Origin of the sequence: Flavobacterium algoris, from assembly GCF_048158525.1 — a bacterium.
GTDB lineage: Bacteria > Bacteroidota > Bacteroidia > Flavobacteriales > Flavobacteriaceae > Flavobacterium > Flavobacterium algoris.
The window spans coordinates 161,399-175,373 of the sequence record NZ_JBLNKT010000006.1; the positions used below are offsets into that span (position 1 = coordinate 161,399).

Sequence of the window (13,975 nt, forward strand, 5' to 3'; positions counted from 1 at the left end):
TCTACAAACTATTAACTAAAAAACTTTTACCGGATTATAACCCAGATAAGGCATGGCTTGTTCTTTGAAAACAACGCCGTATTCTTCTAATTCTTTCAAAATAGGCAAATACACTTCTTTGCGAATTGGAAGCTGTACTCCAGGCGTGGTAATTTTACCATTAAGAATTAGTAATGTTGCCATTGCAACCGGTAAACCAACTGTTTTTGCCATCGCGGTATAGGTTTGATCTTCGCCTATGCATACCATTTTAGAATCGATTTGCTTTTTTTCCCCATCTAATTCGTATCCGAATTTATGGTACATTACAATCATATCTTTATCTTCGGGCTGAAGTGTCCAGCTATCATTCAATATTTTTTCCAGAATTTGTGCTGGAGTGGCATTTTTAAGTCCAACAATTTTTTTGTGGTTAAACAAATCCAACTCCACTAATTTATCCCACATAATATCGTCCTGATCAATCTTTAGAATCAGGCGTACTTTTATTTCAACGGAATCCGTTGGATGATAAGGCAAAAAAGAATTAACAAATTTACGGTAGCTCATGTTTTCAGAATCTTCCATAACATAACTATCATCCGTCATTCCTAATTGCACAAACATATTCCAAGCTTTCGAAAAACCGACCCGACGAATTGTTCCTCTATATAAAGTAAGAACATCATCTAAACCATATACACTTCTATATTTTAGGGAATCTCTATTAGAATAGGCTTCAAATCTTCCATACTCTTCTACTTCAAGAAATTCTGTTCTTCTAAATAAATTACAATAAGGGATGTATTTATAAGCTCCTTCCTGAATAAACTTGGCAGCGCCACCTTGTCCGGCAAGAACAACGTTTCGGGGAGCCCATGTAAATTTATAATTCCAAAGATTATTGTCGGACTCCGGCGCTACCAGTCCGCCACAGAAAGATTCAAACAAAAGCATATTGCCTCCTTTGTCCTTAATTTCATTAATCACTTTCATGGCGCTCATGTGATCTATTCCCGGATCAAGACCAATTTCATTCATGAAAATTAAGTTGTTTTCTTTTGCCAAAGTATCCAATTCTTGCATGGCGTCACTAACATAAGATGCCGTGACTAAGTGTTTTTTATAAACAACACAATCCTTCGCTACTTCAATATGTAAATGTGCGGGCAACATGGAGATAACAATACAGGCTTTTTGAATGGCTTCTTTTCTTTGATTTTCATCAAAAATATCTAAGGCTATTGGTGTTGCATTTGGGTGATTATTGGTTTTCTTTTCAGCCAAATCCAATGATAAATCTCCAATAATCAGATGAAGATTCTCCTTTTCTGATTTATTTAAAAGATATTGTATCAAAGACGATGCAGATCTTCCTGCTCCAATGATTAAAATTATTCTCATGACTACATAAATATAACACAAATATACAATATTGTTGTATTTATAACAAATAGTATTTTCTAAAACATTCAAATATTTTTACAAAACGCTATAAAATCGCTAAAACCTACCATTTATAAAAAAACGAGCTTCAAAAAAGAATCTTGAGAATTTCTTTTACAATGTCTCGATAAGAGATACTTTTGCATAGCAAATAAATTAAAAAAATGGACAAGAAAATAATTTCAACAGGAGCAATATTTGGGATGATAGCGATAATTTTAGGGGCATTTGGCGCTCATGCCCTAAAAAAAGTACTGTCACTGGAACAACTTTCCACTTTTGAGACCGGAGTACGCTATCAAATGTACCATGCTGTCTTTTTATTATTTATTGGACTAACGAATCAGCTATCTCAAAAAGCAAAAAAAACAATCTATTTTTTAGTTCTTTTTGGAGTGATTTTATTTTCAGGATCGATTTATTTATTGGCTACAAATGGCCTCACCCCTTTTGATTTTAAAGTCATCGGATTTGTGACACCCATCGGCGGACTCCTATTAATACTGGGCTGGGGAGTTTTACTACTGAATATTATTAATAAAAAATCATAAAAACAAGATAATCAAATCCTATCTGAAATATAATTTCTACTTTTGCAGTCTATAAAACAAACACACACAATATCAAATTTATGGACAATAACATCCTTATCTCGCAATCGATTTCGTTAAAAGACTTAGGAATTGAAAATGCAAAAGTTAATTACCAATTATCCCCAGACGAATTACATGAAATTACAATAAAATCTGGTCAAGGAATGGAGAGCTCTACAGGAGCATTGGCAATTAATACAGGTGAATATACCGGACGGTCACCATTAGATCGTTTTATTGTAAAAGACAGCATTACTGAAAACCAAGTTTGGTGGGGGAAAGTAAACATTCCTTTCGAATCAGATGCTTTTGAAGCTTTGTACAAAAAAGTTACGACATATTTATCCCATAAAGAAGTTTTCGTTAGAGACTCGTATGTATGTGCAGATCCTAATTACAGATTAAATGTGAGAGTTGTCACAGAAACAGCTTGGGCAAATTTATTTTGCTACAATATGTTTTTGAGACCCGAAATAGAAGAACTTGCACACTTTTCTCCAGAATGGATCTTACTTTGTGTACCAAGTTTCCTTGCAGATCCAGCTGTTGACGGTACACGTCAAAGCAATTTTGCTATATTAGACTTTACAAGAAAAGTAGTTCTGATAGGTGGAACAGGATATACAGGTGAAATGAAAAAAGGAATTTTCTCTGCTTTGAATTTTATCTTGCCCGTTTTTAAAAACACATTACCAATGCATTGCAGTGCTAATGTGGGTGATGAAGGAGATACCGCTATTTTCTTTGGTTTATCCGGAACCGGTAAAACAACTTTATCAGCTGATCCAAAAAGAAAACTTATTGGAGATGATGAACATGGCTGGACGAATGAAAACACCGTTTTCAATTTTGAAGGAGGATGCTATGCCAAAGTAGTGAACCTTACTGAAGAAAATGAACCGGATATTTTTAGAGCCATTAAAAAAGGGGCTATTTTAGAGAATGTAATTTTCAAAGACGGAACTAATGAAGTAGATTTTCAAGATGTTTCCATAACACCAAACACCAGAGTTAGTTATCCTATTTACCATATTGATAACATCCAGCCCGGTTCAATTGGCGAAAATCCAAAAAACATCTTCTTCTTAACTGCGGATTCTTTTGGTATTTTACCTCCAATTTCTAAATTGACACCAGGTCAGGCTGCGTACCACTTTATTTCCGGATATACTGCAAAAGTTGCCGGAACTGAAGCTGGTGTAACAGAGCCACAACCTAATTTTTCGGCTTGTTTTGGTGCGCCTTTTATGCCACTACACCCAACAAAATATGCTGAAATGTTAAGCAAAAAAATGAAAGATTCGAATGTAAAAGTTTGGTTGATTAATACAGGCTGGACAGGCGGACCTTACGGAATAGGAAGCCGAATGAAACTGAAATATACGCGAGCTATGATTACCGCTGCTTTAAACGGAGAATTAGATGCTGTAGCGTATGAGAATCACACCGTATTTGGAATTGCAAAACCACAATCTTGCCCTAATGTTCCCAGCGAAATATTGAATCCTAGAAATACTTGGGAAGATCCGGAACTATACGATAAAAAAGCGGTTGAATTAGCTGAAAAATTCAAAGCTAACTTCGCCAAATTTGAAGAATTTGCTAATGCCGAAATTATGGCAGGAGCTCCTTTAGCATAAGTTATTATTAATTCAAAAACCAAAAAGTCGTTCGTCATGAACGGCTTTTTTTATGCCTAAAAATCGCTAAACAAAAACAAACCAACTATTTATACCATTATTTGAAATTTGGCGTTAAATTTGTAATTATCAAACGAGCCAGAAAGGCGAACTGGTAACTCAATCAATCAAAAACTCAATCAATCATGTTAAAACAATTTTTCATCCTCTGTTCCGGAGCCGACAAAAATCTCCTTGAAGGCTGTTCCGAAGGCGAACAAACCAAATATGTTGGTATTGGCGCCACCGTTTTCTTTACTGCCGTCATGGCTTTTATTGCCAGTGCCTATGCGCTTTTCACTGTTTTTGATAATGTGTATCCCGCTTTACTCTTTGGATTAGTTTGGAGTTTACTTATTTTTAATTTGGATCGTTTTATTGTTTCTACCATTCGAAAAAGGGACCGATTTGGAAGTGAATTTCTACAAGCCACGCCCCGAATTATTTTGGCGGTAATCATTGCAATAGTAATCTCAAAACCATTGGAAATTAAAATCTTCGAAAAAGAGATTAATACCGTTTTATTGAAAGAGAAAAATGCCATGGCTTTGAATAACAAAAAGGAAGTGGCTAATTATTTCAAATCGGATTTAGACAAAAATAAAGCTGATATAGCGAGTTTAAAATCAGAAATCACCAAAAAAGAAAAAGAAGTCAATACGCTCTACGAAACCTATATCACTGAAGCCGAAGGAACCGCCGGAACCAAAAAACTAGGCAAAGGCCCCGTTTTTAAAGAAAAAATAGCCAAACATGATTTGGTTAAGAAAGAACTGGATACCTTACAAAAAACCAACTTAGCCAAAATTGCTGAAATGGAAAAAAAATCCAAAACACTTGAAGCAGATTTAGACAAGAAAGTAACCGAAACCCAACCCATAATTGATGGATTTGACGGTTTAATGGCACGAATCAATGCGTTGAATAAATTACCTTGGTTGCCTTCCTTTTTTATCATGCTGTTATTTCTGGCAATCGAAACTTCCCCAATTATTGCTAAATTGTTATCCCCAAAAGGAGAATATGATTTTAAACTGGAAGATTTGGAAACGGCTCTAAAAGCAACTTTGGACCAAGACAAATACCAACGAAATTTACTGGTAAAAACCAGTGCTTCTATGCACGATAAAGTCTATGAAGATATTGCCCAAGATAAAAACCTATACGACTTGCAGCGCAAGAAAGCGACTGAATTGCTGGAATTACAAGCCCATAATTTTGTAGAAAAACAGAAAAGAACTTTATAATAAAAACAAACCCGACAAGCTTAAACATGTCGGGTTTTCTATTTTTTTAAACTTCTAAATTCTGATTCCTAAACTACATATAACTCAAAATTTCTTTTTTGAAGGCATCATATTCACCTTGCAAAATCAATCCGTTATCCAGTAATTTTTTATAATTCTGCAGTTTTTCAAAAAGTTCATCCTGCGACAATCCACCTAGCCCATTTTCCTTTGGAGTTTCTGTCGGAGTATTGAATTGTTCATTTTCCGTAGTATAAACTGGCAGTGTAACGGGCATTATTTCAGCAAAACTGGTAACTTCTTCTGTTTCCATTTCTTCGATAACTTCCACTTCTTCAATTGGCGCAACGGGAACTTCATCAATTATTGGTGCATTTGAAACAGCGCCACCTTTTAAAATATCTAATTGTTCTTTGGCGTAAGTAAATATTTTTCGCGCTTGAATTTTAGGGATATAATCAATCGAAACTTCCATATTGGTTCTCGTTGTAAAAGAAAACTCTGAACCCAGAATATTTTCTTTCACAAAAGTTCCTTCTATCTCGTCCCAAGTGTAATCAATAAAATTCATGGAAAGTCCCAGATTCTTTGGCTGACAAATGATAATTCTTTTATTGGTCATCACAATACTATCTGGTAAAACGGTAATAGCTGGTTTTTTTTGAACAGCAATATAACCGATTTCTTCATTCTTCATCAATAAATCACTCAATTTTGAAGCGATTTTTTCGATAGCTTTAGGATCTTGTTCTTCGTTTAAAAACTTTTTAAATTGTTCTTTCATATTATATGCTGAATTTACTCAGTATGTATTTATAATTTTTTATTCTAATTTTCTTCGCAAAAGTAATGCCTAATTTTCTAATTCTTGAATTTCGCTCTGCATTTTCTTTGTTAAACTTTTGAAAACCAATTTGTAGGAATGATCTATCAGTTCTTTGAAAAAGGCATCTTGAACATCTCTATTTACAGCAATCGTGTTCCAATGCATTTTATTCATGTGAAATCCCGGTTGAATAGCATCGTATTCAGCGCGTAATTCCTGAGCACGCTCTGGATCACATTTTAAATTCACGGCTGGCTGTCCTTTTTCCCATTGGTTTAATGACGACAAAGCAAATATTTTACCTCCTACTTTAAAAACTAAAGTATCTTCATCAAAAGGAAAATGTTCCGTCACTCCTTTTTTAGAAAGGCAGTATTCGTAGTATGTTTCTAGATTCATCGTTTTATTTTTTTCCTATTTCACCCAAATGAGTGTACATAAAACCCGTTTCATATTTCGATCCATAGAAGAGTGCGTAAACAGTATTACTCCTGAAGTTGAATTAGTGAATTCGAAAAATAGATTCCAGCAAAATATAATGCTATGGCAATTCCTCTGTGATGAAATAAATTATAGCACGAAGCGCCTGTTTTATTTCCAAAACATATCCAATCATAGATAAATCCGGAGTTAAAATTAAAACTAAAACCACCACCAAGTATAATCCAATTGATTGAAAAAATAAATTCCAAGCACAAACAATCCTAATTCTTCGAGTTTGATAATTGTTTTCATTTGATAATTTTCTCCATTAATTTTTCAGGATGAGCCAGTAATTTAAATCCAAATTTTTCATATAAAAAATGCGCATCCGATGTAGCTAATCTCCAAATTTTAACCTCTTTTAGTTTAGGCTCCTTCATCATACTGTTTATTAGAATCGAGGAATATCCTTTACCTCGATGTTCTTCCGTAATAAAAACATCCATTAAATAGGCAAAAACGACATAGTCCGTAATAACTCGTGCGAAACCAATTTGTTTGTCATTTAAATAAATTCCGAAACAAAACGAATTATCAATGGTGATTTGAACTTCGGCCATTGTTCTTCCTGCAGCCCAATAAATATCTTTCAGAAAGTGCTGAATAAATGGAACGTCTAACTTATTTTTATCGGTTGAAACGGACACGAGCCCATAAGGCGAACTGGCGGAGCATATCATATTTTATATAGTATCGGTTTACTTGGACTCGCATCATTTTCGAATGGCGCCATTTGTAAATTCAACAAATAACTTCCGTCTTTTACTTCATTTGGAACAAAAATCATCTCAGTAATTGTGCAATCCAATCGCGCATCTGCATTCAGATTATTAACATCTTTCACATTCCAAAACGCTTTGTGCGCCAATAATTTCCCTTCATCATGTTCTTTATCGACACTTGGCAAATCAATCAATAAATGCTTAATCCCGCTTTCGCGAATGAAACGCGCAGCATCTTCATTCAGATAAGGCGGATTCGTATTCGAATATTTCAACTGTTTTTTTGGTTTTAAATTGGGAATTGTTCGAATGATAATCGCTTCTCTTGGAATACCTAACTTCAATGTCAGATCGAGCGCTGTCGAGATATTATCCAAAGTAATCACCAAATCTTCTCCTTGTCGTTCTGGCACAACCGAAATCAATTCTGCCAAGAAGAAAAACTGTTTCAGCGACTGATTAACACTGTAAAATTCCCGGGTAATATGGCCCAGACATTCGGTGTGGGTTCCGTGTCCATGTGGATTGAAGAAAATATTATTGAAATTGGTAGATGACTTTCCTTCCGATACTTTGCCAATCCAATCCCCAAAAACAACAGGTTCAATGACTGGTTTCTCGATATACCAAGCAATAGGATTTTCATCAGTATTCGTTAACGGAATCGAAATATCAATGGGTTTTGATAGATCTACTTCAAAGGTTTGATTTTGATGTTGGATTGTTGCTAACACAAATTATTTTTTTATGCCGCTAAGACGCTAAGGCGCAAAGTTGCGAATCAAACTTTACTTATTTCTTTGTGCCTTTTTATCCTTATGGCGAATTTTAACTATTCCAAATTTAAGTAAAACAAATCACTTGCAATTCCATCCGTCAAAAACTTTCCTTTTTTGGTAGGTTTTAAAATGTTGTTTTCAATAAAAACTAAATCATCCTCAAGGAATTTTTGAGCCTGTGCATCAAGATACTTCAAATATGCACTCCCAAATTCATTTTCGATTCTATCCAAAGAAACACCCCAAATGGTTCTCAAACCTGTCATAACATATTCGTTATAACGATCAGCAACTGAAAGGATTTCTATTTCGTTGGGCAGTTTATTTTCTTGAATGGATTTCAAATAAATCGAATTATTTGAAACATTCCAACTTCTCGAAACCCCATCATAACTGTGTGCAGAAGGACCAATTCCAATATATTTCTTTCCCAGCCAATACGCCGAATTATTTTTTGAAAAATAATTGGCCTTCCCAAAATTCGATAATTCATAATGAATAAAATCATTGGCTTCGAGCGTTTCGACCAAAATAGCAAAATGTTCTTGGGCGACTTCATCTTTGGGTGCAGCAATTTTTCCGGTTTGAATCAGTTTGTTCAATGCCGTTTTTGGTTCCACCGTCAAGGCATAACTCGAAATATGAAGAATACCAAATGCCAATGCTGTTTCAATGTTTTCTTTCCATTTCTCGTTGCTCATTCCCGGAATTCCGTAAATTAAATCAAGAGAAATATTGTCAAAATACTGGGTAGCTTCTTCCAAACATTTTTTGGCTTCCGCCGAATTATGAGCGCGATTCATCAATTGCAAATCTTCTTCAAAAAAAGACTGAATCCCTATGCTTAGACGATTTATTGGGCTTTTAGACAATTCGATTATTCGTTCCCTTGACAAATCATCAGGATTGGCTTCAAGCGTGATTTCTGGATTTTCTGAAACTTTATAATTGCTATAAACTGCCACAATTAAGAATTCAATTTCTTCGGATGTTAAAACACTTGGAGTTCCACCGCCGAAATAAATCGTTTCGACAATTTCATTCTCAAACTCACTTTTACGCATCTCGATTTCTTTGGCAATAGCCAAAACCATCTCTTCCTTCTTCTTCATCGAAGTCGAAAAATGAAAGTCGCAATAGTGACACGCCTGTTTGCAAAAAGGGATATGGATGTAGATTCCTGACATAATTAGTGGTCAGTGACAATGATCAGTGGTCAGTCCTAAAAACTGAATACCGAATAGTGAACACTATTTTTTAACTCGTTCTTCGTTTTGTTTTACAAAAGCATCCCAACCGGTATAACTTTTAGCGCCAACCACTTTTCCGGAATTGAAAAAATGACAGACCGCTGCTGCTAATCCATCGGTGCTATCGAGATTTTTAGGCAATTCCTTCAATCCTAAAAGTTGCTGGAGCATTTTGGCCACTTGCTCTTTACTGGCGTTTCCGTTTCCGGTAATTGCCATTTTTATTTTCTTGGGTTCGTATTCGGTAATGGGAATATCTCTTGAAAGTCCTGCTGCCATGGCCACGCCTTGTGCGCGTCCTAACTTCAACATTGATTGCACATTTTTACCAAAGAAAGGTGCTTCAATCGCAATTTCATCTGGATTGTGCGTATCGATTAACTCAATGGTACGTTCGAAAATGATTTTCAGTTTCTGGTAATGATTGTCGTATTTGGACAATTGCAACTCATTCAATTGCAAGAATACCATTTTTTTATTGACAATTTTTATCAATCCAAAACCCATAATCGTAGTCCCTGGGTCGATTCCCAATATGATGCGCTCGTTTGCCAATTTAAATTTGTTATTTTGCAGTAATGATTACAATTCCTCACAAAGCTAAGCAATTCCTCGTTCTTATAATCAAAGTTTTGATTGTAGGTGCCGCATTCTATTTTATTTACAATCAATTGGCGAATAACGACAAACTGGATTGGCAAAAATTCATTGTTTTATTCCAGAAAAATCAATCAATTGGTGGAATCGCCTTTATTTTATTTCTAAGTATTTTGAATCGGTTTTTTGAAATTTTGAAATGGCAGAATTTGGTCGGATTCATCCATAAAATATCGCTGGGCGAAGCTACTAAACAAGTTCTTGGTGCGCTGACTGCCGGGCTTTTTACACCAAACGGCGTGGGCGAATATGCAGGAAAAGCTTTATTTTTCGAAAAAAAAGACACTAAAAACGTCCTTTTTTTAAACCTGATTTGCAACGGAATCCAAATGATTTTAACCGTTGTTTTTGGGATTTTCGGCTTATTGTATTTTAATGCACGATACAATGTGATTACAACAAAAACCGTAACAATACTTTTCGCACTTTTAATACTCTTGTTTCTAGTTTTATTTTTCTTGAAAAAATTCACTATTAAAGGCTATTCTATCGAAAGATTGATTCATAAGATTAACGAAATTCCAAAACCCATTCATCAAAAAAACATCTTTTTAGCGATTTGTCGTTTTTTGGTTTTTTCACACCAATATTATTTTTTATTTCTGGCTTTTGATGTTGATCTGCCTTATTTAACAGTTATTTCCACGGTTACAAGTGTTTATTTTTTAGCTTCCTCCTTACCTACTTTTCAGTTTTTGGATTTTGCCGTAAAAGGAAGTGTAGCGGTGTATTTCTTTGGAATTATTGGTGTAAACGAATGGATAGTAATTTTTGTGACCATGCTCATGTGGTTTCTGAATGTAGTTTTACCGGTAGTTATTGGCACTTATTATGTATTGAATTTTAAAATCCTCTCCCCTCCCGAAGCTTCGGGACTCTCCAAAGGAGAGAGAGACGAAACCTTATAAAATAATTATGATTACAATTGTTTTATACATGATAATCTTCTTTTATTGCTTGGCGATAATTGCCCTGACTTATGGTTTCACCAAAGTAAATACAATTGAATATTCCAGCTTAACGCCAAAAACTAAATTTTCGATTATCGTTCCTTTTCGGAATGAAACGGAGAATCTACCTATTTTATTAGACAGTCTATCGAAGTTGAATTATCCGATGAAATTGTTTGAAGTGATTTTGGTCGATGACGAATCCGACGAAAGATTTCAGGTTTCAGACTTCAGGTTTCAGGTCTCCATTATAAAGAATATCCGGATTTCGAATTCTCCCAAGAAAGATGCGATTGTAACCGCAATGCAAATCGTAAATACCAATTGGATTATCACTACCGATGCCGATTGCACAGTCAGTAAAAATTGGTTATTAGCGTTGGATAATTACATTCAGTTTCATGATGTTACGATGATTGCTGGAGCGGTGACGTATGATTGTGATGATTCATTTCTGCATCATTTCCAGCAATTGGATTTGGCTAGTTTACAAGGAGCCACAATAGGAAGTTTTGGAATTAAAAAAGGATTTATGTGTAATGGCGCTAATTTTGTCTACACGAAATCCTTCTTTCAGGAGCTAAATGGCTTTAATGGAAATGATAGAATTGCAAGTGGCGACGATGTTTTTCTATTGCAAAAAGCAATCGCCCAATTTCCTGAAAAAGTCCATTATTTGAAATCTGAAAACAACATTGTCATCACAAAACCATTGAATGATTGGAAATCGCTATTCTATCAAAGAGTGCGTTGGGCTTCGAAAACAAGTTCGTATCAAAGTAGGTTCGGAAAAGGATTGGGATTGCTGGTTTTCGGGGGGAATTTGTGTTTGGTTTTAGGTAGTAGCTTTTGGATATTCGGTTTCGTTTCGTTTCCAAATATCTTTTTATTGTTTGCTTTGAAATTTACTGTTGATGCTGTTTTGATTTACAAAGCCAATCATTTTTTGAATAAAAGCAAAATCAGCTATTTAATTTTGAGCAGTTTTTTGTATCCGTTTTTTAGCACGGGTGTGGCTTTGTATTCTTTGTTTGGTAAATATGAGTGGAAAGGGAGAACGTTTAAATAGTAGTTCTCAGGTTGAAGATTGCAGAATATTAAACTACAATAGTGGTGATTTCTCACAAAACCCCTAGCCCAGATAGAAGTGAAAATCCTTACTGTTTTTTCTTTAAAAACATTAAGATTGCAACGAATAGCTGGAAATAGCTCCTAGAAAAACTACTCTACTTTTAGAATTACGGGAAGAATAAATTGTGTTTTTACAGGAATTCCGCGTTTGATGGCTGGATTCACTTTTGGAAAATCAACCAGACGCGCTTTTAGGATGCTGTCAATTTTTATTCTGTCGTAAGCCACGGAATCTTTTGGAAATTGTGGCTCAAATTGCATCGTGGCGTTAGGAAAAATAGTGACTTTTACTTCTATCGTGTCCAATTCCGGATAAAGAACCGAAAGGGTATCAATGCTCAATTTTTCCTGAATCAACTGCGTCAGAACTTCAAAAAAGCATTGTTGACGTTGTTTTTTATCCTCTATTTTTTCACAATCTACAACCGACGGGTATTCATCAACTTCTTTCCAGTTGATCGATTTCAGTTCCTTTTTCAACAATTCCTTTTCCGAAGGCACTTGCTTTTCGAAATACTGGCAGGAATTAAAAAGTATAATTACTAAAAAAAGGTAATAGTGCTTCAAGGTTTTGTTTTTCAATTGAACTAATATTTTATAAAAATACAATTATTTTTTTTGAGTTGCTTTAGAAAGCAAATAATCTTCGTAGGATTCAGCAAACCATTTCTTTTTGTTTGCGGCAGCAATTTCTTTTTGGTCTGGGTATAAAGCAGCCAATCGATCCGAAAAAACAGCAATCTGAATGGTATATTTATAGAATTCTTCTTTTGTTAATACTAAATTGGGATTGGTTTTTTTATCGAAAAATTCGAAAAAAAGGGCATTAAACTGTTTTAAAGAAAAATTTGATACTTTTACTTTATTGGCATTGTATAACGTTTCTTTCAAAAGGGCATCAGCAGTATTCACCATTTTCTCTTGGGCTTGCAAACATTCCAGAGAAACCATGAAAAATAGCCCAATGGAAAATACAAAAATTATTTTTCTCATATTCGTTTAGAAATAGACGTTGCTTCTTTATTTTTCAAAATTACTAAAATAATTCTATGGATATAGTACTTTTAATTTTTGGTTTTTCATGCATGATTACAGGCATTTTTGGAAGCTTTTTACCCGTTTTACCTGGACCAAGTATCAGCTGGGTTGGTTTACTGTTGCTTTATTTCACGAATGCTGTTCCTGCTAATTATTGGATTCTTGGAATTGCTTTATTGATTACTGTCGTTATTTCTGTTTTGGATTATGTCATCCCTTCCAGAGGAACCAAAAAATTCGGTGGCAGTACGTATGGTGTTTTGGGAACGAATATTGGGTTGATTATCGGAATTATTGCTCCTATTCCTTTTGGTTTCCTTTTAGGGCCTTTTGTTGGCGCTTTAATTGGAGAACTTATTTTCGATTCTAAAGATCATAAACGAGCTTTGAAAGTAGCTACAGGATCATTTATTGGCTTACTGGCTTCCAGTTTTATGAAATTTGTGGTTTGCGTGATGTATTTAGGATTGTTCCTTACGATTGTCTGGCAATATAAATCAAAATTGTTTTAGATTACTGCCACATACAAAAAAATGGATCCATAAATTTAAATATTATATCATCATTGTTTGAAATAAATAATGGTATATCACAAAAGTAATCACTACGAGACATAAACACATTGGAATGACCAAACTGGCGCACTGGCATAGAAATATAAAGGAATCGGGTTTTAAAAACTTTAATATTCTGCTCAATACGATAACTTTTAATTACCAGTCAATCTTAAACTATTTTGACAACAGAAGTACAAATGCTTCTGCAGAATTTTTTAACGCCAAAATAAAAGCTTTTAGAAGTCAATTTAGAGGAGTGAGAAAGATTGATTTCTTCTTATTCAGATTATCTAATCTTTTTGCCTAATCCCCAACTTTTGCACTTGATCCATTAATCTTTCCTTAACCTCAAATAAAATGAACTTAATTCTAACATAGTTTTGAATTAAGTTCATTTTATACTACAAAAAAATCCTATTCAAATACATGAATAGGATTTAATAGAATCTGAAACGAGTCCAGATTAAAGAAAGGCGACGAACCGAGGCTGAAAGCCAAACACGTCGGACCGCTGTAAAACAAAAAAACCCCGTTCGTTAGAACAGGGTTTTCAAAGAAAGGCGACGACATACTCTCCCACATAACTGCAGTACCATCTGCGCAGGCGGGCTTAACTACTCTGTTCGGGATGGGAAGAG

The 13,975-nt window shown here is 34.8% G+C and carries 17 protein-coding genes and 1 rRNA gene; 7 read left to right on the top strand and 11 right to left on the bottom strand.

Annotation, left to right across the window (positions count from 1 at the left end):
- Positions 1-15: 15 nt before the first annotated feature.
- Positions 16-1,383 (bottom strand): saccharopine dehydrogenase family protein, encoded by a 1,368-nt coding sequence (locus ACM55I_RS05230; protein WP_416845709.1) that lies wholly within the window; start codon positions 1,381-1,383, stop codon positions 16-18.
- A gap of 206 nt (positions 1,384-1,589) precedes the next feature.
- Between ACM55I_RS05230 and ACM55I_RS05235 the strand changes: the two genes are divergently transcribed.
- From ACM55I_RS05235 to ACM55I_RS05245, 3 genes are all read left to right on the top strand, one after another.
- Positions 1,590-1,976 (top strand): DUF423 domain-containing protein, encoded by a 387-nt coding sequence (locus tag ACM55I_RS05235; protein WP_416845710.1) that lies wholly within the window; start codon positions 1,590-1,592, stop codon positions 1,974-1,976.
- Positions 1,977-2,056: 80 nt separating this feature from the next.
- Positions 2,057-3,658: a phosphoenolpyruvate carboxykinase (ATP) gene (pckA, locus tag ACM55I_RS05240; RefSeq protein WP_416845711.1), complete on the top strand. Its 1,602-nt coding sequence runs from the start codon at positions 2,057-2,059 to the stop codon at positions 3,656-3,658.
- A gap of 185 nt (positions 3,659-3,843) precedes the next feature.
- A complete protein-coding gene (locus ACM55I_RS05245; protein ID WP_416845712.1) occupies positions 3,844-4,944 on the top strand; it encodes a DUF4407 domain-containing protein in 1,101 nt (366 codons plus the stop codon).
- 73 nt (positions 4,945-5,017) lie between these two features.
- On the opposite strand, the gene ACM55I_RS05250 is transcribed toward ACM55I_RS05245, so the two are convergent.
- From ACM55I_RS05250 to ruvC, 7 genes are all read right to left on the bottom strand, one after another.
- On the bottom strand, positions 5,018-5,728 hold the full coding sequence (locus ACM55I_RS05250) for a PH domain-containing protein (RefSeq protein WP_416845713.1): 711 nt from the start codon (positions 5,726-5,728) through the stop codon (positions 5,018-5,020).
- A gap of 69 nt (positions 5,729-5,797) precedes the next feature.
- Positions 5,798-6,169 (bottom strand): MmcQ/YjbR family DNA-binding protein, encoded by a 372-nt coding sequence (locus tag ACM55I_RS05255; RefSeq protein ID WP_416845714.1) that lies wholly within the window; start codon positions 6,167-6,169, stop codon positions 5,798-5,800.
- A gap of 86 nt (positions 6,170-6,255) precedes the next feature.
- Positions 6,256-6,453 carry a DUF4260 family protein gene (locus ACM55I_RS05260; protein WP_416845725.1) on the bottom strand — a complete coding sequence of 66 codons (198 nt, stop codon included), beginning with the start codon at positions 6,451-6,453 and terminating at the stop codon, positions 6,256-6,258.
- A 48-nt stretch (positions 6,454-6,501) separates the two neighbouring features.
- Positions 6,502-6,933: a GNAT family N-acetyltransferase gene (locus tag ACM55I_RS05265; RefSeq protein ID WP_416845715.1), complete on the bottom strand. Its 432-nt coding sequence runs from the start codon at positions 6,931-6,933 to the stop codon at positions 6,502-6,504.
- Positions 6,930-7,709: a cyclase family protein gene (locus ACM55I_RS05270; protein ID WP_416845716.1), complete on the bottom strand. Its 780-nt coding sequence runs from the start codon at positions 7,707-7,709 to the stop codon at positions 6,930-6,932. Before ACM55I_RS05270 ends, ACM55I_RS05265 begins: the two co-directional genes overlap by 4 nt.
- Before the next feature lie 98 nt (positions 7,710-7,807).
- The gene (gene hemW / locus ACM55I_RS05275) at positions 7,808-8,941 is read right to left on the bottom strand and encodes a radical SAM family heme chaperone HemW (protein ID WP_416845717.1); all 1,134 of its coding nucleotides are present in this window, start codon (positions 8,939-8,941) and stop codon (positions 7,808-7,810) included.
- A gap of 63 nt (positions 8,942-9,004) precedes the next feature.
- Positions 9,005-9,559, bottom strand: a complete 555-nt coding sequence (ruvC, locus tag ACM55I_RS05280) for a crossover junction endodeoxyribonuclease RuvC (RefSeq protein ID WP_416845718.1) — start codon at positions 9,557-9,559, stop codon at positions 9,005-9,007.
- Between the two features lie 23 nt (positions 9,560-9,582).
- On the opposite strand from ruvC, the gene ACM55I_RS05285 reads away from it, so the two are divergent.
- Both ACM55I_RS05285 and ACM55I_RS05290 read left to right on the top strand, forming a co-directional pair.
- On the top strand, positions 9,583-10,569 hold the full coding sequence (locus tag ACM55I_RS05285; protein ID WP_416845719.1) for a hypothetical protein: 987 nt from the start codon (positions 9,583-9,585) through the stop codon (positions 10,567-10,569).
- A 7-nt stretch (positions 10,570-10,576) separates the two neighbouring features.
- The gene (locus ACM55I_RS05290; protein ID WP_416845720.1) at positions 10,577-11,680 is read left to right on the top strand and encodes a glycosyltransferase family 2 protein; all 1,104 of its coding nucleotides are present in this window, start codon (positions 10,577-10,579) and stop codon (positions 11,678-11,680) included.
- 152 nt (positions 11,681-11,832) lie between these two features.
- Here ACM55I_RS05290 and ACM55I_RS05295 read toward each other — a convergent pair whose 3' ends face one another.
- Both ACM55I_RS05295 and ACM55I_RS05300 read right to left on the bottom strand, forming a co-directional pair.
- Complete coding sequence (locus ACM55I_RS05295; RefSeq protein ID WP_416845721.1) at positions 11,833-12,309, bottom strand: hypothetical protein; 477 nt, start codon at positions 12,307-12,309, stop codon at positions 11,833-11,835.
- A 42-nt stretch (positions 12,310-12,351) separates the two neighbouring features.
- Positions 12,352-12,735: a hypothetical protein gene (locus ACM55I_RS05300; protein WP_416845722.1), complete on the bottom strand. Its 384-nt coding sequence runs from the start codon at positions 12,733-12,735 to the stop codon at positions 12,352-12,354.
- Between the two features lie 56 nt (positions 12,736-12,791).
- On the opposite strand from ACM55I_RS05300, the gene ACM55I_RS05305 reads away from it, so the two are divergent.
- Positions 12,792-13,292 (top strand): DUF456 domain-containing protein, encoded by a 501-nt coding sequence (locus tag ACM55I_RS05305; RefSeq protein ID WP_416845723.1) that lies wholly within the window; start codon positions 12,792-12,794, stop codon positions 13,290-13,292.
- A gap of 88 nt (positions 13,293-13,380) precedes the next feature.
- Positions 13,381-13,644 (top strand): transposase, encoded by a 264-nt coding sequence (locus ACM55I_RS05310; RefSeq protein WP_465245407.1) that lies wholly within the window; start codon positions 13,381-13,383, stop codon positions 13,642-13,644.
- Positions 13,645-13,892: 248 nt separating this feature from the next.
- Here the strand turns inward: ACM55I_RS05310 and rrf are convergent.
- Positions 13,893-13,975, bottom strand: a 5S ribosomal RNA gene (gene rrf, locus ACM55I_RS05315); the annotation flags it as partial.

What these genes read in the sequence shown, in the direction of transcription:
- ACM55I_RS05230 (WP_416845709.1), bottom strand. Translation starts at nt 1,383, where the DNA reads ATGAGAATAATTTTAATCATTGGAGCAGGAAGATCTGCATCGTCTTTG.
- ACM55I_RS05235 (WP_416845710.1), top strand. Translation starts at nt 1,590, where the DNA reads ATGGACAAGAAAATAATTTCAACAGGAGCAATATTTGGGATGATAGCG.
- pckA (WP_416845711.1), top strand. Translation starts at nt 2,057, where the DNA reads ATGGACAATAACATCCTTATCTCGCAATCGATTTCGTTAAAAGACTTA.
- ACM55I_RS05245 (WP_416845712.1), top strand. Translation starts at nt 3,844, where the DNA reads ATGTTAAAACAATTTTTCATCCTCTGTTCCGGAGCCGACAAAAATCTC.
- ACM55I_RS05250 (WP_416845713.1), bottom strand. Translation starts at nt 5,728, where the DNA reads ATGAAAGAACAATTTAAAAAGTTTTTAAACGAAGAACAAGATCCTAAA.
- ACM55I_RS05255 (WP_416845714.1), bottom strand. Translation starts at nt 6,169, where the DNA reads ATGAATCTAGAAACATACTACGAATACTGCCTTTCTAAAAAAGGAGTG.
- ACM55I_RS05265 (WP_416845715.1), bottom strand. Translation starts at nt 6,933, where the DNA reads ATGATATGCTCCGCCAGTTCGCCTTATGGGCTCGTGTCCGTTTCAACC.
- hemW (WP_416845717.1), bottom strand. Translation starts at nt 8,941, where the DNA reads ATGTCAGGAATCTACATCCATATCCCTTTTTGCAAACAGGCGTGTCAC.
- ACM55I_RS05285 (WP_416845719.1), top strand. Translation starts at nt 9,583, where the DNA reads ATGATTACAATTCCTCACAAAGCTAAGCAATTCCTCGTTCTTATAATC.
- ACM55I_RS05290 (WP_416845720.1), top strand. Translation starts at nt 10,577, where the DNA reads ATGATTACAATTGTTTTATACATGATAATCTTCTTTTATTGCTTGGCG.
- ACM55I_RS05300 (WP_416845722.1), bottom strand. Translation starts at nt 12,735, where the DNA reads ATGAGAAAAATAATTTTTGTATTTTCCATTGGGCTATTTTTCATGGTT.
- ACM55I_RS05305 (WP_416845723.1), top strand. Translation starts at nt 12,792, where the DNA reads ATGGATATAGTACTTTTAATTTTTGGTTTTTCATGCATGATTACAGGC.